Raw genomic sequence first — 16,311 nt, forward strand, 5'->3', positions numbered from 1 at the left:
CTAAAGACCGGCCTCCGCGCGCAGCGCGTCGACGCGGTCGAGGCGCTCCCAGGTGAAGCCGGGAAGCTCACGGCCGAAGTGGCCGTAGGTGCTCGTCTGGGCGTAGATGGGACGCAGGAGGTCGAGGTCGCGGATGATCGCGCCCGGCCGCAAGTCGAACACCGTGCGGATCGCCTCGATGATGCGGGACTCGTCGACGTGCGCCGTGCCGAAGGTCTCGACGTACAGGCCGACGGGGGCGGCGGTGCCGATCGCGTAGGCCACTTGCACCTCGAGCCGATCGGCGAGCCCCGCCGCGACGGCATTCTTCGCGACCCAGCGCATGGCGTAGGCGGCGGAGCGGTCGACCTTCGACGGGTCCTTGCCGCTGAAGGCGCCGCCGCCGTGGCGCGACGCCCCGCCGTAGGTGTCGACGATGATCTTGCGGCCGGTGAGCCCGGCGTCGCCCTGCGGCCCGCCGATCTCGAACCGCCCGGTCGGATTGATGAGCACGCGCGGCGCAGCGGCGGCGAACCCGGCCGCCTCGAGCACGGGGTCGATGACGGCGCGCCGCACCTCCTCGCGCAGCTGCTCGGTCGAGACCGAGGGCAGGTGCTGGGTCGAAAGCACGACGGTCTCGACCGTGCGGGGCACGGCGCCCTCGTAGCCGATCGTCACCTGCGTCTTGCCGTCGGGCGCGAGGTAGTCGAGCACGCCCTGCTTGCGCACCTCGGCCAGCCGCTCGGCCAGGCGGTGCGCGAGCCAAATGGGCAGCGGCATGAGCTGCGGGGTCTCGGTCGTGGCGTAGCCGAACATGATGCCCTGGTCGCCCGCACCTTGAACGTCGCCGGCGTCGGTGCTCGTGCCCTCTCGCGACTCGAAGGCCGCGTCGACGCCCTGGGCGATGTCGGGCGACTGCTCGCCGATCGACACCGAGACGCCGCACGAGCGGCCATCGAACCAGACGTCGCTCGAGGTGTAGCCGATGTCGGTCACCCGCTTGCGCACGATGCCCGGGATGTCGACGTAGCCACTCGTCGTGACCTCGCCCGCGACGTGCACGAGGCCCGTCGTGACGAGGGTCTCGACGGCGACGCGGCTGTGCGGGTCAGCAGCCAGCAGTGCGTCGAGGATGCTGTCGGAGATCTGGTCGCAGATCTTGTCGGGGTGACCTTCGGTGACCGACTCGGAGGTGAACAGTCGCAGCGCGGTCATGGGGTTCCTGTCGTGATCGTGCGGGCGTGCGGGTGGACGGCGTGCAGCGGGCGGCGGGATGCGCGGCTAGACGAGCAGGTCGAGGATACGGTGCGCGACGGTCGCCTTCTCGCCCTCGGCCCGTGCCACCACGCTACCGCCGCCGTCGAGCATGATGACGGCATTGGTCGGAGCGCCGAACCCTTCGTTCCAGCCCACCCTGTTGACGACGAGCAGATCGACGCCTTTGCGCGCGGCTTTCTCGGCCGCGATGCGCAGCAACTGCTGCTCGTCGGCCTCCGTCTCGGCGGCGAACCCCACAATGCGCTGCCCGGGGCGCCGCGCGGCGGCGAGCCCCGCGAGCACATCGGGAGTGCGCTCCAGTTCGAGGCGCAGGGTCTCGCCCACGGCATCCTTCTTGATCTTGCCCTCGGCGACGACGGTTGGTCGGAAGTCGGCGACTGCGGCGCTCATGATCACGGTGTCGGCGTGCGCGGCGCCCTCGCGCATGGCCGCCTCGAGCTCGGCGGCCGTGCCGACCTCGACGAGGGTCGCCCCGGAGGGAGGGGCGACATCGAGATGGGCGGCGACGAGCGTCACGTCAGCGCCGCGCGCGAGGGCGGCGGCCGCGAGGGCGACACCCTGCCGGCCGCTCGAGCGGTTGCCGAGAAAGCGCACGGGGTCGAGCGGCTCGCGCGTGCCCCCGGCCGAGATCAGGATGCGGCGGCCGGCGAGATCTCGCGGTCCGACGACCGCCAGTGCGGCGGCCGCGATCGCGGCGGGCTCGGTCATACGCCCCGCGCCGACGTCGGTGCCCGTCAGTCGCCCGGAGTCGGGACCGACGATAGTCACCCCGCGCGCCCGCAGCGTCGCGATATTGGCCACCGTTGCCGCGTGCTCCCACATCTCGGTGTGCATGGCGGGCGCGATCACGAGGGGTGCGGCGCTCGCCAACACCGTCGTGCCGAGCAGGTCGCCCGCGAGCCCCGCCGCGAGCGAGGCGATCGTGTGGGCCGTCGCGGGCGCGATCACGATGAGGTCGGCGCGCTGCCCGAGTGCCACGTGGCGCACCTCGGCGACGCCCTCGTAGAGGTCGGTGTGCACGGGATTGCGACTGATCGCCTCGAGCGTCGGACGCCCGACGAAGCGCAGTGCGCCCTCCGTCGCGACGATGTGCACGTCGTGGCCGGCCACGACGAACTCACGGGCGACACCGACGGCCTTGTACGCCGCGATGCCGCCCGTGATGCCGAGCACGACCGTCAGTCGACGCGGAGCATCCGTCGTCGCAGCGGCCATGCGGATCGGACCTAGTCCGTGAGGCGGGTCAGGACGAGCTTGTCCTCGTTGATCTCGTGCAGCGCGACCGAGAGCGGCTTGTCGTCGACGGTCGAGTCGACGAGCGGGCCGACGTTGTCGAACAGGCTGCCCTCGTGCAGGTCGGCGTAGTAGTCGTTGATCTGGCGCGCGCGCTTCGAGGCGAAGATGACCAGCTGGTACTTCGAGTCGACCTTCGACAGCAGATCGTCGATGGGGGGCTCGATAATGCCCGAGTTCTTGTCAGCCATGGGTCTCTCGCTCTCGTTCCGCCCGGCGCTCGATGGCCCCGGGTCTCGGTATCGCAGTCTCGTCAGCGTGCCGAGCCGGCGCGACCGGACGGTCGCGCTGCGCCGCTGGGCACTGTGAGCAAGTCTACGACCTCCTGCGCCGCACGGCGCACATCGTCGTTGACGACGAGCTCGTCGAACTCGTCTTGCGCCGCGAGCTCGACCCGCGCGGTCTCGAGCCGACGCGCCTGCTCCTCGGCCGACTCGGTTCCCCGGCCCACGAGCCGACGCACGAGCTCCTCCCAACTGGGCGGTTGCAGGAACACCAGCAGCGCCTCGGGCATCGAGGCACGCACCTGACGGGCGCCCTGCAGATCGATCTCGAGCAACACGCTGCGCCCGGCCGCGAGAGCGGCCTCGACGGGAGGCCGCGGTGTGCCGTAGCGCGAGGCGTTGTGCACCGTCGCCCATTCGAGCAGGTCGCCGCGGTCGATGAGCGCGTCGAAGCCCGCGTCGTCGACGAAGTAGTAGTGCACGCCGTCGCGCTCGCCCGGTCGAGGCGCGCGCGTCGTGGCCGAGACGCTCAGCAGCACGTCGGGGTGGTGCTCGCGGATGTATCCGGCCACCGTGCCCTTGCCGACCGCCGTGGGGCCGGCGAGCACGACGAGGCGGCCGCGGCCCGCGACGCCCTCGCGCGCGCGCAGCCACGATCGCAGGCGGTCCCGCTGCAGGTGGCCGAGGCCGCCGAGCCGCTTGACGGGCGAGATCCGCAGCATCTCGAGTGCGTCATCGACGCGCTTCGGACCGAGCCCCCGCAACGTTCCCAGCAACTCGGCGACGCGCATCCCCGCCTCGGGGCCCTCCGGCGCCGCCCACGCCGCTTCCGCGACGTCGATCGCGGTGCGCTCCCCCGCGCGCACGGCCTCTTTGACGGCCGCTCGTGCCCGCCGGGCGGCCACGGCCGCACGCGACGCGGCGGCACGGTCGACCTCGGGCATGGGGGTGGTCACGCGGCGAGCTCCGCCCGGTGGGCGTCGAGGGCCGCCGCGAGGCCGTCGGGTCCGGCCGAGAGCACGCTGCGGGTCACCGTCGGGATGACGGAGCCGGCGGCGACGCCGTAAACGCTCGCGAGGTCGCCCAGTCGTGAGCCCTGGTAGCCGAAGCCCGGGCCGAGCACGGGCGTGTGCTGCAGCAGCACGGGGTCGATGCCGCTCGCGGTAATGGGTTCGGTCGCGCCGATGACGACGCCGATCGACCCCCACCCGCGCGCCGACGCGTTGCGCACGGCCACGTCCCGGGCGAGCTGCCCGGCAACGGACCGGCCGCTGCCGCTCACCGACTGCTGAACCCCGCGCCCTTCGGGGTTGGAGGTCGCCGTGAGCACGAAGACGCCCTTCCCGTGCTGATGTGCGAGGTCGATGACGGGGTCGAGCGACCCCAGGCCCTGATAGGCGACGGCGGTCATCGCGTCGGACTCGAGCGGCGATCCGGGCGCGAGCCACGCCTCGCCGTAGGCGGCCGCCGTCGAGCCGATGTCGCCGCGCTTGACATCGGCGATCACGAGGAACCCCGCGTCGCGCGCGGTGCGAATGACCTCCTCGAGCACGGCGTAGCCCGCCGCGCCAAAGCGCTCGAAGAATGCGGCCTGCGGTTTGACGATCCCGACCCGGCCGTGCGCCGCGTCGATCGCGGTCATCGCGAGCGAGCGCGCACCCTGAGCGTCGTCGGCGAGGCCCCACTGCTCGAGCAGCGAGGCGTGCGGGTCGAGCCCCAAGCACAACCGACCGTGAGCATCCACGACCGATTGCAACCGCTCGCCGAAGGGCATCATGCGCGCGCCGCCCGGGCGATCGCGTAGTCCTGCAGGCTCGTCACCGTCACCGGCTCGGTGGCGGTCTCGAGCGAGGCGACCGCGGCACCGACCGTCGCGATCGTCGTGAACAGCGGCTTGTCGGCCGCGACGGTCGCCGTGCGGATCTCGATGCCGTCGGCGCGCGCCGATCGGCCCGAGGGCGTGTTGATGACGATGTCGACCTCGCCCGCGTTGATGAGATCGACGATCGAGGGCTCGCCGTCGGCCGCCCCGCTGTGCTTGCGCACGACGCGCGCGGCGATGCCGTAGCGCGCCAGCACCTCGTTCGTGCCCTCGGTCGCCCACAGCTCGAAACCGAGCTGGTGCAGACGCAGCGCGGGCAGCACGACCGCGCGCTTGTCGCGGTCGGCGACCGAGACGAACACGACGCCGTGCTTCGGCAGCCCGCCGTAGGCGGCGTCCTGGCTCTTGGCGAAGGCGCGCGGGAAGTCGCGGTCGATGCCCATGACCTCGCCGGTCGAGCGCATCTCGGGCCCGAGCACCGAGTCGACGATGACGCCCTCGCGCGTGCGGAACCGCTTGAACGGCAGCACCGCTTCCTTGACCGCAACCGGCGCGTCGAGCGGCACGCTCGAGCCGTCGCCGGCCGGCAGCAGGCCGTCGGCGACGAGCGAGCGGATGCTGCGGCCCGTCATCACGAGCGAGGCCGCTTTCGCGAGCGGGATGCCGAGCGCCTTCGACACGAACGGCACCGTGCGCGAGGCGCGCGGGTTGGCCTCGAGCACGTACAGCACTCCCGCCCCGATCGCGAACTGCACGTTGATGAGGCCCCGCACGCCGATGCCCGCGGCGATGCCCCGGGTCGCCTCGCGCACGCGGTCGATGACCGAGGCGCCGAGCGTCACGGGCGGCAAGGTGCAGGCCGAGTCGCCCGAGTGCACGCCGGCCTCCTCGATGTGCTCCATGATGCCGCCGATGTAGAGCTCATCGCCGTCGTAGAGCGCGTCGACGTCGATCTCGACGGCGTCGTCGAGGAACCGGTCGACGAGCAGCGGCTGCTCGGGCCCGATGATCGCCTGATCCTTCACCCGGTCGAAGTAGTCGACGAGGCTCGCGCTGTCGTACACGATCTCCATGCCGCGCCCGCCGAGCACGAAGCTCGGGCGCACGAGCACGGGGTAGCCGATGCCCTCGGCGATCGAGACAGCGCTGTCGACGTCCGTCGCCGTGCCGTTGCGCGGAGAGGTGAGGCCGGCCTCGTCGAGGATGCGCGAGAACGCCCCCCGCTCCTCCGCCAGGTCGATCGCGTCGGGGCTCGTGCCGAGGATCGGGATGCCCGCGCGCTCGAGCCCGTGCGCGAGGCCGAGGGCGGTCTGGCCGCCGAGCTGCACCACGACGCCCACGAGCTCGCCGGTCGCCGATTCGGCGTGGATCACCTCGAGCACGTCTTCGAGCGTGAGCGGCTCGAAGTAGAGGCGGTCGCTCGTGTCGTAGTCGGTCGAGACCGTCTCGGGGTTGCAGTTGATCATGATCGTCTCGAACCCGGCGTCGCGCAGCGCGAAGCTCGCGTGCACGCAGCTGTAGTCGAACTCGATGCCCTGGCCGATGCGGTTCGGGCCCGAGCCCAGGATCACGACCTTGCGGGCGTCGCTCGGGGCGACCTCCGTCTCGTCGTCGTAGCTCGAGTAGTGGTACGGCGTGAGCGCCGGGAACTCGCCCGCGCACGTGTCGACGGTCTTGAAGACGGGCCGCACCCCCGCCGCCCAGCGCGCCTCCCGCACAGCGGCCTCGTCGAGCCCGCGCAGCTCGGCGATCTGCGCGTCGCTGAACCCGTGATCCTTCGCGTGACGGATGACGTCACCGGTCAGGGCAGGGGCGGCGGCGATCTCGTCAGCGACCTCGTTGATGAGCACCATCTGATCGAGGAACCACGGGTCGATCCCGGTGGCGGTGAAGAGCTCGTCGATGCTCGCGCCCGCGCGCATCGCCTGTTGCACGGTGACGATGCGGCCGTCGGTGGGGATGCGGGCGGCGGCGATCAGAGCATCCTTGTCGCCGGGCTCGCCGGTCCAGTGGAAGCTGCTGCCGCGTTTCTCGAGGCTGCGCAGTGCCTTCTGCAGGGCGGTGGAGTAGTTGCGGCCGATCGCCATCGCCTCGCCGACCGACTTCATGGTCGTCGTGAGCTCGACATCGGCGCCCGGGAACTTCTCGAATGCGAACCGCGGAACCTTCACGACGACGTAGTCGAGCGTCGGCTCGAAGCTCGCGGGCGTGACCTTCGTGATGTCGTTGGGGATCTCGTCGAGCCGGTACCCGATCGCGAGCTTCGCGGCGATCTTCGCGATCGGGAAGCCCGTGGCCTTCGAGGCCAGCGCGCTCGAGCGCGAGACGCGCGGGTTCATCTCGATGACGATCACCCGGCCCGTCGCCGGGTCGACCGCGAACTGCACGTTGCAGCCGCCCGTGTCGACGCCCACGTCGCGGATGATGCGGATGCCGATGTCGCGCAGGTTCTGATACTCGCGGTCGGTGAGCGTGAGTGCGGGCGCGACCGTGATCGAGTCGCCCGTGTGCACGCCGACGGGGTCGACGTTCTCGATCGAGCACACGACGACCGTGTTGTCGGCGTTGTCGCGCATGAGCTCGAGCTCGTACTCCTTCCAGCCCAGGATCGACTCCTCGAGCAGCACTTCGGTCGTCGGCGACTGGTGGAGGCCGTCGGTCACCATCCGGACGAGCTGCTCACGGTTCTGCGCGAAGCCCGAACCGAGGCCGCCCATCGTGAACGACGGCCGGATGACGAGGGGGTAACCGAGGTCGTCGGCGAACGCGACAGCCTCGTCGACCGTGTGGGCGATGTGACTGCGCGCCACGTCGGCACCCGCGTCGAGCACGAGCTGCTTGAACAGCTGACGGTCCTCCGCCTTGTGGATCGCCTCGAACGAGGCCCCGATCAGCTCGACGTCGTATTTCGCGAGGATGCCCCGCTCGTGCAGCGCGATGGCCGCGTTGAGGGCCGTCTGGCCGCCGAGGGTCGGGAGCACCGCATCCGGCTTCTCTTTCGCGATGATCGCCTCGATCACCTCGGGAGTGATCGGCTCGATGTAGGTCGCATCGGCGAAGTCGGGGTCCGTCATGATCGTCGCCGGGTTGGAGTTGACGAGAATGACGCGGATGCCCTCCGCGCGCAGTACACGGCAGGCCTGAGTACCCGAGTAGTCGAACTCGGCCGCCTGGCCGATGACGATCGGGCCGGAGCCGATCACCAGGACACTGTTGATGTCGTCGCGCTTGGGCATCAGTTGCTGGCCTTCGGGGTCGAGGTGTGGGCCACGACGAGCTCGCGGAACCGGTCGAACAGATACGTGGAGTCGTGCGGGCCGGCCGCCGCCTCGGGGTGGTACTGCACCGAGAAGGCGGGGATGTCGAGCGCGCGGAGGCCCTCGACGACCTGGTCGTTGAGCCCGATGTGGCTCACCTCGACGCGACCGAAGCCCGCCGGGCTGACCACCACCCCCTCGAGCGGGGCATCCACCGCGAAGCCGTGGTTGTGGGCGGTGATCTCAATGCGGCCGGTCGCCTTGTCGAGCACGGGCTGGTTGATGCCGCGGTGCCCGTAGGGCAGCTTGTAGGTGCCGAAGCCGAGCGCGCGGCCGAGCAGCTGGTTGCCGAAGCAGATGCCGAAGAAGGGCAGGCCCTCGCGCAGCACTCCCTGCAGCAGTTCGACGTGGGCGGCGCTCGCCGCGGGGTCGCCGGGGCCGTTCGAGTAGAAGACGGCGACCGGCTCGATCGCCCGCAGCTCGTCGAGCGTCACCGACTGCGGCAGTACGTGCACCTCGAAGCCGCGCTGAGCCAGCTGGCGCAGCGTCGACTCCTTCACGCCGAGGTCGAGCACAGCCAGGCGGCCGATCGACGGCCCGTCGGCGGGGATGACGGTGGCCGACTCGACCGAGACCTCGGCCGACAGGTTGCGGCCCGTCATCTCGGCCGACGACCGCACGATCGCGAGCTGCTCGTCGTCGCTCAGGGCGGCGTCGACGCCCGAGAAGATGCCGGCGCGCATCGCCCCGCTCTCGCGGATGCGGCGCGTGAGCGCGCGCGTGTCGATGCCGCTGATGCCGACGATGCTCTGGCCCTCGAGGTCGTCGTCGAGGCTGCGCGTCGCGCGGTGGTTCGAGACGCGGCGGGCGGGGTCGCGCACGACGAACCCCTCGACCCAGATGCGCCGCGACTCGGGGTCGTCGTCGTTCATGCCGGTGTTGCCGATGTGCGGCGCCGTCATGACGACGATCTGGCCCGCGTAGCTCGGGTCGGTGAGCGTCTCTTGGTAGCCGCTCATGCCGGTGGCGAAGACCGCCTCCCCGACGGTGCGACCCTCGGCGCCGTAGCGGCGGCCGACGTAACGGGTGCCGTCTTCGAGCACGAGCACGGCCGGGGAACTGGTCACGATGCGATTCCTTCTGCGGGGTCGGTGGCGGGAGCGGGAGTCAGTGCCTGCAGGGCGGCGACAAGGGCGGCCGCGTCGGCCGCCTCGGGGATGCGCAAGTAGCTGTCGACGGGGGTCGCGCCGAGCATCCACCCGATGAGCACGAGGCCGTCTCGCTCGACGACGCGGTCGATCGCCCAGGTGGCGCGACCGGCCCCGCGCAGCGCGGCGGGCTCGATGAGGATCGCCTGCTGACCGCGCACGGTCAGCACGAGGCCCTCGGGATGCACGCTCGCGGTCGCCCGCGCGCGGAACCCGAGCCCGTGCACCGCGACGCGCTCCAGGGGCTCGTCGGCGGCCGTCGTCGCGACGTACCAGCCGTCGGCGACGATGGATGCGGGCGCGAGTGTCGCGGGAGCGGGCGTCGGGCGCGGCAGCCCGGCCTGGCGACGCATGCGGGCGCGCCAGCCGAGCAGCATGAGCACGAAGACGCCGAGGATGACGGCGGCGATGATGAGCGTGGGCAGCAGCCTATCCACGGGCGACCTCCTGGTGAGCGGCCGCGACGGCCTCGGGTTCGACGAGGGCTCCGTCGTCGACGGTCAGCACGCCGCGGTGCACCGTGTGCACGACGCGGCCGGGAAGCTGCCGCCCGGTGTACGGGGTATTGGTGCTGCGGCCCCGCAGGTCGGCCGTGCTCCACTCGCGCGCGTGCGACGGGTCCAGGAGGGTGATGTTGGCGGGCGAGCCGATCTCGAGCGGATGCGCGTAGCCCTCGAGCCGCCCGATGCGTGCCGGCGCGCTCGAGAGCACGCGGGCGACATCGGCCCAGCTGAGCATCCCCGTATCGACGACGGCCTGCTGCACCACGCTGAGCGCCGACTCGAGGCCGACCATGCCGAAGGCCGCCTCGGCCCACGTGCACTCCTTTGCCTCGACGGGGTGCGGGGCGTGGTCGGTCGCGACGATGTCGATCGTGCCGTCGGCGAGAGCGGCGCGCAGGGCGAGCACATCCTCGTCGCGGCGCAGCGGCGGGTTGACCTTGAAGCGCGCGTCGTATCCGCGCGCGAGATCCTCGGTCAGCAGCAGGTGGTGGGGAGTGACCTCGGCCGTCACGGCGATGCCGCGGGCCTTCGCCCAGCGCACGACGTCGACCGAGCCGGCGGTGGAGAGATGGCACACGTGCAGGCGCGCGCCGACGTGCTCGGCGAGCAACACATCGCGGGCGATGATCGACTCCTCGGCCACGGCGGGCCAGCCGGCGAGGCCGAGCTCGCCCGACAGCACGCCCTCGTTCATCTGGGCGCCCGCCGTCAGTCGGGGCTCTTGCGCGTGCTGGGCGACGACGCCGTCGAACGTCGCGACGTACTCGAGCGCGCGGCGCATGAGCAAGGGGTCATGCACGCACATCCCGTCGTCGCTGAACACGCGCACGCGCGCCTCCGACCGCGCCATGGCGCCGATCTCAGCGAGCTGCTCGCCTGCGAGACCGACCGTCACCGCTCCGACGGGCCGCACGTCGGCGTAACCGTGGCGCTGCCCGAGCCGCTGCACCTGCTCGACGACGCCCGCGGTGTCGGCGACGGGCGAGGTATTGGCCATCGCGTGCACGGCCGTGAAGCCGCCCGCGGCGGCCGCGCGCGTGCCGGTGAGCACCGTCTCGCTCGCTTCTCCCCCGGGCTCGCGCAGGTGCGTGTGCAGGTCGACGAGTCCGGGGAGGGCGACGAGCCCTCGGGCGTCGATCACGTGCTCGTCCGACTCGGGCGAGAGCGATCCGCGAGCGGCGATGAGTCCGTCGCGCACACGGAGGTCTTCTGCGTGCGCGCCGAGCATCGCGGCACCCCGAATGAGGAGGCCGGTCATCCCTCGCCCCCCGTCGGCTCGGCGGTGCCGGTGGAGCCGGCGACGAGCAGGTAGAGCACGGCCATGCGGATCGACACCCCGTTCGTGACTTGAGCGAGCACCGTCGACCTCTCGGAGTCGGCAGCGGCGGACGAGATCTCCAGTCCCCGATTCATCGGGCCGGGGTGCATGACCATCGTATCGGGGCCGAGGAGTGCGAGCCGCTCAGCGGTGAGTCCCCAGACGCGCGCGTACTCGCGGGCGGAGGGGAAGTACGCGTCGCGCATGCGCTCGCTCTGGATGCGCAGCATCATGACCGCGTCGGGAGCGCTCGCGAGCGCGTCGTCGAGGTGCTCGTGCACCGTGACGGGCCACTGCGCGACGCCGTGCGGCTGCAGGGTCCGCGGGGCGACGAGGTGCACGTCGGCGCCGAGCGTCGTGAGCAGCCAGACGTTCGAGCGGGCGACGCGCGAGTGCAGGATGTCCCCGACGATCGCGACGCGCAGGCCCGCAAGATCGCGCCCGCGGGCCTCAGCCCCGAACCGTCGGGCACGGATTGTGTAGGCGTCGAGCAGCGCCTGGGTCGGGTGCTCGTGCGTGCCATCGCCGGCGTTGATGATGGCGGCGTCGATCCAGCCGGCGTGGGCGAGCTGATGCGCGGCACCGGAGTCGTGGTGCCGCACGACGATCGCATCGGCACCCATCGCCGCGAGCGTCTGGGCGGTGTCCTTCAGGCTCTCGCCCTTCGAGACGCTCGAACCCTTCGCGCTGAAGGTGATGACGTCGGCGCTCAAGCGCTTGGCAGCCGACTCGAACGAGAGGCGCGTGCGCGTCGAGTCTTCGAAGAACAGGTTGACGACCGTCTTGCCGCGCAGCGGCGGAAGCTTGCGCACCTCCCGGTCGGCGGTCTGCGCCATGTCCTCCGCGACATCGAGGATGCGGATGGCGGTCTCACGATCGAGGTCACGCGTGCTCAGCAGATGCTTCATGGCTTGATCGTCACCTCATCGACCCCGTCGATCTCGACGAGGTGCACCGAGACCCGCTCGCTCGTGGCCGACGGCAGGTTCTTGCCGACGAAATCGGCGCGGATGGGCAGCTCGCGGTGCCCGCGATCGACGAGCACCGCGAGGCGCACGACGCGGGGCCGCCCGTGGTCGACCAGCGCGTCGAGCGCGGCGCGGATAGTGCGGCCCGAGTACAGCACGTCGTCGACGAGGACGACGATCGCGTCGTCGATGCCGTCGGCGGGAATGCGCGTCGGCGCGGGAGTGCGCGTCGGAGTGCGGGCAAGGTCGTCGCGGTAGAGCGTGATGTCGAGTGCTCCGGCGGTCGAGACGCCCGGCTCGATCTCCTCAACGATGCGCTGAATGCGGTCGGCGAGCGTGGCCCCGCGGGTCGGGATGCCGAGGAACACGAGGCGGCCGTCGCCGCGCCGGCTCTCGAGAACCTCGTGGGCGATGCGGCGCAGAGCGCGCGTGATGTCAGCGTCGTGCAGCACGGTGCGTGCGACCACTCTGACCTCCTTTCCCGCCTCACAGGACGGTGGTTAAAGGACGTCGAACGCGCTCAGTCTAGCCCGATCAGCCCCAGCGCTTGAGCAGGGCGCGCTCTCCGATGCCGACGATCGCGTCGGTGGTCTTGCCCAGGACGCCGAGCAGGATGATCGCGAGGAACAGGCGGTCGATCCGCCCGTTGTTCTGCGAGTCGATGAGCAGGAACCCGAGCCCCATCGACGAGCCCGCAAGCTCGGCCGCCACGAGGAACAGCCATGACTGCACGAGCGCGAGCCGCAGGCCCGAGACGACCGAGGGCACGACGGCCGGAAGCTGCACGGCGGTCAGCAGCCGAAACCGCGTGAGTCCGAAGGCGCGACCCGCCTCGACGAGGTGGGGATCAACGTGTCGCAGGGCTCCCGCCACGGTCGTGAACACCGGGAAGGCGGCTCCGATCGCGATGAGGGTGATCTTCGGAGGCTCGAAGATGCCCATGAGGATGACGAGCAGCGGCAACCAGGCGAGTGAGGGCACCGCGCGCAACGCGCCGAGCGTCGGGTTGAGCAGCTTCGAGGCGAGCGGCGACAGGCCGACGAGCGCGCCGATCGCGAGTCCGATTGATGCGCCGATCGCGAAGCCGATCAGCACGCGCTGCAGCGAGATCAGGATGTATGTGCCGAGCAGCCCGGACTCGGCGAGCTCGACACCCGCCAGCACCACTTGAGGCGGCGAGGGCAGCAGGTAGTCGGGCACGCTCGGCGACTCGGCCGCGATCCACCAGGTCGCGAGGATCAGAACGGGGACGACGAGCCCGAGCAGAACGGTTCCGATCGTCGCCCGCGACCGCGAGCTCTCGGAGATCGCGGTTCCCGCGGCGGAGTAGCCGAAGCTGCTCACGAACTGGAAGAGCGACGCCGAACGGCGCCCCTCGGTGGAGGGGCGCCGGACGGGAACGCCGCCGCGTTCGTCGAAGCTCATGCTTAGCCGATCGCATCCGGATCGGCGGCCACGGCGAAGGTGTCGTTGAACAGGGCGTCGAGCGCGTCGTCGATGAGCTGCTGGTTCGGTACATCGCCGCTCTCGACGAAGATCGGGCCGATGATCGCGAGCACATCGCGCTGCGTCTGACCGGGCACGTTGTCGATGTCGATGACCGTGCGGGCGATCGTCGCCTCGGCGATCGCGATATCGATGCCCGCGACCTCGGCGAGGATCGCCGCGGTCTCCTCCGGGTTCTCGAGCGCCCACGCGCGCGCCTTCTCGTAGGCGTTGACGACGAGCTGCGCGAGGTCGGGGTTCGCGGCGATGAACTCCTCCGTCGCGTTGAGGAAGCCGTAGGAGTTGAAGTCGACGTTGTCGTAGATGATCTCGGCGGCGCCGTTGTAGACCGACGTCGAGAGGAGCGGGTCGAGCCCCGACCACGCGTCGACCGCCCCGGTCTCGAGCGCGGTCTTGCCATCGGCGTGCTGCAGGTTCTGCAGGCTGATGTCGGAGAGCGAGAGCCCCGCCTCGGCCAGCGCCTGCAGCAGGAAGAAGTACGGGTCGGTGCCCTTCGTCGCGGCGACCGTGCGCCCCACGAGGTCGGCGACCTCGGTGATGTCACTGCCGGTCGGCACGGCGATCGCCGCCCAATTCGGCTGCGTGTAGATGCTGATCGCCTGAATGGGGCTTCCGTTCGACCGCGCGAGCAGCGCGGCGGAGCCCGCCGTCGAGCCCACGTCGATGGCGCCGGCGCGCAGGGCCTCGTTGGCCTTGTTCGAGCCGGCCGACTGCACCCACTCGACCGTCACGTCATCGCCGAGCTCGGCTTCGAGCCACCCCTGGTCCTTGATGATGAGGCTCAAGGGGTTGTACGTCGCGAAGTCGAGGGTCAGCGTCGTGTCCGACCACTCCGAACCCTCGGCGGGTGTGCCGGTCGAGGCGCCCTCACCGGCGACGCAGCCGGTCATGGCCATGGCGGACACGGCGACGGTCGCGGTCAGCAGGGTCAGACGGGTGCGGGTGCTCATGATGGCCTTTCGGTGATCGGTCGGATGACCGGGTGGTGGGGTGGAGGTGCGGGTGGTGCGGTCGAGGGGCGGCTAGCCGCCGTGATGGCTCGGCACGCCGAGCGCATCGAGGAGCTTCGCCCGGAGGCGCGTGAGCACGACCGACGCGCGGTCGCGCGGTCGCGCACCCGGCACGTCGAGGATCATGCTGATCGTGGCGCCGGGCCGGTCGTGGCGGGTCCCGAGCAGCACGACCCGATCGGCGAGGGCCAGGGCCTCGTCGACATCGTGCGTGACGAGCACGATCGTCGCCGGCTCGGCCCGGTGGATGTCGACGAGCAGATCCTGCATCGTCAACCGGGTCAGAGCATCCAGCGCCCCGAAGGGCTCGTCGAGCAGCAGGACGCCCGGACCGCGCGCGAGAGCCCGGGCGAGCGAAACGCGCTGGGCCATGCCGCCCGAGATCTCCCGCGGCTTCAGGCTCGCCGCGTGGCTCAGCTGCACGAGTTCGAGCAGTTCGGCGACACGCGCGGCCCCCTGAGGGCGGTCGACGCCGCGCGGCAGGCCGAGCTCGACGTTGCGCGCCACCGTGCGCCAGGGCAGCAGGCGCGGCTCTTGGAAGGCGACAGCCGACCGCTGGTCGGCGGGCGTCACGGGAGTGCGATCGATCGTCAGCGTGCCGGCGGTCGGACGGTCGAGCCCGCTGATCTGGCGCAGCAGGGTCGACTTGCCGCAGCCCGAGGGGCCGAGCAGGGCGACGATCTCGCCCGGGGCGATCTCCAGCTGCACGTCACGCAGCACCGTGCGAGCCTCGCCACCGCGTGCCGCGGGGAAGGTGCGGCCGATGCCGCGCAGCGAGACCGGCAGAGCCGGGGATGCTGCGACGGACGTGCGCGAGGGGGACGACATGACGCCACCGTACGAGCGGTGTTCGCGCCGCGGCAAACCGGCTCGACACGCGACGACACGGAGTGCAACACAACGTCACACAGGCGTCACAGACGCCCCCGGCTCAGGCGCGGACGTCGTCGGCGATCGAGCCGAGCACGCCGTTCACGAAGGGGGCGCTGTCGTCGGTCGAGAGCACGCTCGCGAGCTCCATGGCCTCGGCGATCGCCACGGCCGTGGGGATCTCGGGGTTGTCGCGCAGCTCCCAGGTGGCCATGCGCAGGATGGCGCGGTCGACGACGGGCATGCGCGCGAGGGTCCATCCCACGGCGTGCTGCTCGATAAGGGCGTCGATCTCGTGGCGCGCCTCGTCGACACCGCGCACGATCTGCTCGGCGTACGGCCAGCTCGAGGCGCGCTGCGGCGCCGCGGCTGCCCGGCGAGCCTCATCGCCGAGAACCTCGGCGATCGGCACCTGCCGCACATCGGCGATGTAGAGCATGTCGAGAGCCCGCTTGCGGGCCTTGCTGCGGGCGCTCACTACTCGCTGACGCGGCCCAGGTAGTCACCCGACCGGGTGTCGACCTTGACCTTCGTGCCCGTCTCGAGGAACAGCGGCACCTGGATCTCGTACCCCGTCTCGAGCGTCGCGGGCTTCGTGCCGCCCGTCGAGCGGTCGCCCTGCAGGCCCGGCTCGGTGTAGGTGACCTCGAGCACGACCGAGGCCGGCAGGTCGAGGTAGAGCGCGGCACCCTCGTTCATGGCGATCGTCACGATCTGGTTCTCGAGCATGAAGTTCGCGGCATCGCCGACGACCGAGGCCGGCACGGTGACCTGCTCGTAGTCGGTCGTGTCCATGAACACGTAGTCGGCGCCGTCCTGGTACAGGTACTGGTAGTCGCGGCGGTCGACCGTTGCGAACTCGACCTTGGTGCCCGCGTTGAACGTCTTGTCGACGACCTTGCCGCTCATGACGTTGCGCATCTTCGTGCGCACGAAGGCGCCGCCCTTGCCCGGCTTGACGTGCTGGAACTCGATGACGTTCCACAGCTGCCCGTCGAGGTTGAGCACGCTGCCGTTCTTGATGTCGTTCGTGGTCGCCATGAGTTCGAGAGTTCCGTTCCGGTGAGAAGCAGTG

At 71.0% G+C, this 16,311-nt stretch carries 16 protein-coding genes; all 16 read right to left on the reverse strand.

Annotation, left to right across the window (positions count from 1 at the left end; genetic code table 11):
• Complete coding sequence (gene metK, locus NNL39_RS11920) at positions 1-1,194, reverse strand: methionine adenosyltransferase (protein WP_255159495.1); 1,194 nt, start codon at positions 1,192-1,194, stop codon at positions 1-3.
• A gap of 66 nt (positions 1,195-1,260) precedes the next feature.
• Positions 1,261-2,439 carry a bifunctional phosphopantothenoylcysteine decarboxylase/phosphopantothenate--cysteine ligase CoaBC gene (gene coaBC / locus NNL39_RS11925; RefSeq protein ID WP_255160950.1) on the reverse strand — a complete coding sequence of 393 codons (1,179 nt, stop codon included), beginning with the start codon at positions 2,437-2,439 and terminating at the stop codon, positions 1,261-1,263.
• A gap of 44 nt (positions 2,440-2,483) precedes the next feature.
• Positions 2,484-2,741, reverse strand: a complete 258-nt coding sequence (gene rpoZ / locus NNL39_RS11930) for a DNA-directed RNA polymerase subunit omega (protein ID WP_255159496.1) — start codon at positions 2,739-2,741, stop codon at positions 2,484-2,486.
• A gap of 62 nt (positions 2,742-2,803) precedes the next feature.
• Positions 2,804-3,718, reverse strand: a complete 915-nt coding sequence (gene gmk / locus NNL39_RS11935) for a guanylate kinase (protein ID WP_255160951.1) — start codon at positions 3,716-3,718, stop codon at positions 2,804-2,806.
• Positions 3,719-3,726: 8 nt separating this feature from the next.
• Entirely contained in the window at positions 3,727-4,551 is an 825-nt protein-coding gene (gene pyrF, locus NNL39_RS11940) for an orotidine-5'-phosphate decarboxylase (protein ID WP_255159497.1), read from the reverse strand.
• The gene (gene carB, locus NNL39_RS11945) at positions 4,548-7,832 is read right to left on the reverse strand and encodes a carbamoyl-phosphate synthase large subunit (RefSeq protein WP_255159498.1); all 3,285 of its coding nucleotides are present in this window, start codon (positions 7,830-7,832) and stop codon (positions 4,548-4,550) included. Before carB ends, pyrF begins: the two co-directional genes overlap by 4 nt.
• Positions 7,832-8,980 carry a glutamine-hydrolyzing carbamoyl-phosphate synthase small subunit gene (carA, locus tag NNL39_RS11950; protein WP_255159499.1) on the reverse strand — a complete coding sequence of 383 codons (1,149 nt, stop codon included), beginning with the start codon at positions 8,978-8,980 and terminating at the stop codon, positions 7,832-7,834. The genes carB and carA overlap by 1 nt, the downstream gene beginning before the upstream one ends.
• On the reverse strand, positions 8,977-9,498 hold the full coding sequence (locus NNL39_RS11955; RefSeq protein WP_255159500.1) for a PH-like domain-containing protein: 522 nt from the start codon (positions 9,496-9,498) through the stop codon (positions 8,977-8,979). The genes carA and NNL39_RS11955 overlap by 4 nt, the downstream gene beginning before the upstream one ends.
• Complete coding sequence (locus NNL39_RS11960; protein WP_255159501.1) at positions 9,491-10,822, reverse strand: dihydroorotase; 1,332 nt, start codon at positions 10,820-10,822, stop codon at positions 9,491-9,493. The genes NNL39_RS11955 and NNL39_RS11960 overlap by 8 nt, the downstream gene beginning before the upstream one ends.
• Entirely contained in the window at positions 10,819-11,790 is a 972-nt protein-coding gene (locus tag NNL39_RS11965) for an aspartate carbamoyltransferase catalytic subunit (protein WP_255159502.1), read from the reverse strand. Before NNL39_RS11965 ends, NNL39_RS11960 begins: the two co-directional genes overlap by 4 nt.
• Entirely contained in the window at positions 11,787-12,317 is a 531-nt protein-coding gene (gene pyrR / locus NNL39_RS11970) for a bifunctional pyr operon transcriptional regulator/uracil phosphoribosyltransferase PyrR (protein WP_255159503.1), read from the reverse strand. The genes NNL39_RS11965 and pyrR overlap by 4 nt, the downstream gene beginning before the upstream one ends.
• 67 nt (positions 12,318-12,384) lie before the next feature.
• Positions 12,385-13,275 carry an ABC transporter permease gene (locus tag NNL39_RS11975; protein ID WP_255159504.1) on the reverse strand — a complete coding sequence of 297 codons (891 nt, stop codon included), beginning with the start codon at positions 13,273-13,275 and terminating at the stop codon, positions 12,385-12,387.
• A gap of 2 nt (positions 13,276-13,277) precedes the next feature.
• Positions 13,278-14,306 (reverse strand): aliphatic sulfonate ABC transporter substrate-binding protein, encoded by a 1,029-nt coding sequence (locus tag NNL39_RS11980; RefSeq protein WP_255159505.1) that lies wholly within the window; start codon positions 14,304-14,306, stop codon positions 13,278-13,280.
• A 72-nt stretch (positions 14,307-14,378) separates the two neighbouring features.
• On the reverse strand, positions 14,379-15,194 hold the full coding sequence (locus tag NNL39_RS11985) for an ABC transporter ATP-binding protein (protein ID WP_255159506.1): 816 nt from the start codon (positions 15,192-15,194) through the stop codon (positions 14,379-14,381).
• Positions 15,195-15,297: 103 nt separating this feature from the next.
• Positions 15,298-15,714, reverse strand: a complete 417-nt coding sequence (nusB, locus tag NNL39_RS11990; protein WP_255159507.1) for a transcription antitermination factor NusB — start codon at positions 15,712-15,714, stop codon at positions 15,298-15,300.
• Positions 15,714-16,277 (reverse strand): elongation factor P, encoded by a 564-nt coding sequence (gene efp, locus NNL39_RS11995; protein ID WP_255159508.1) that lies wholly within the window; start codon positions 16,275-16,277, stop codon positions 15,714-15,716. Before efp ends, nusB begins: the two co-directional genes overlap by 1 nt.
• Between the last annotated feature and the right edge of the window lie 34 nt (positions 16,278-16,311).

It is taken from the genome of Microcella humidisoli, assembly GCF_024362325.1.
Classification (GTDB): Bacteria; Actinomycetota; Actinomycetes; order Actinomycetales; family Microbacteriaceae; genus Microcella; species Microcella humidisoli.

Bases quoted from the DNA above. Each gene is read 5' to 3' on its own strand.
- NNL39_RS11965 (WP_255159502.1), bottom strand. From the start codon at position 11,790: ATGAAGCATCTGCTGAGCACGCGTGACCTCGATCGTGAGACCGCCATC.
- pyrF (WP_255159497.1), bottom strand. From the start codon at position 4,551: ATGATGCCCTTCGGCGAGCGGTTGCAATCGGTCGTGGATGCTCACGGT.
- gmk (WP_255160951.1), bottom strand. From the start codon at position 3,718: ATGCCCGAGGTCGACCGTGCCGCCGCGTCGCGTGCGGCCGTGGCCGCC.
- NNL39_RS11960 (WP_255159501.1), bottom strand. From the start codon at position 10,822: ATGACCGGCCTCCTCATTCGGGGTGCCGCGATGCTCGGCGCGCACGCA.
- efp (WP_255159508.1), bottom strand. From the start codon at position 16,277: ATGGCGACCACGAACGACATCAAGAACGGCAGCGTGCTCAACCTCGAC.
- rpoZ (WP_255159496.1), bottom strand. From the start codon at position 2,741: ATGGCTGACAAGAACTCGGGCATTATCGAGCCCCCCATCGACGATCTG.
- carB (WP_255159498.1), bottom strand. From the start codon at position 7,832: ATGCCCAAGCGCGACGACATCAACAGTGTCCTGGTGATCGGCTCCGGC.
- metK (WP_255159495.1), bottom strand. From the start codon at position 1,194: ATGACCGCGCTGCGACTGTTCACCTCCGAGTCGGTCACCGAAGGTCAC.
- NNL39_RS11985 (WP_255159506.1), bottom strand. From the start codon at position 15,194: ATGTCGTCCCCCTCGCGCACGTCCGTCGCAGCATCCCCGGCTCTGCCG.
- NNL39_RS11975 (WP_255159504.1), bottom strand. From the start codon at position 13,275: ATGAGCTTCGACGAACGCGGCGGCGTTCCCGTCCGGCGCCCCTCCACC.
- NNL39_RS11980 (WP_255159505.1), bottom strand. From the start codon at position 14,306: ATGAGCACCCGCACCCGTCTGACCCTGCTGACCGCGACCGTCGCCGTG.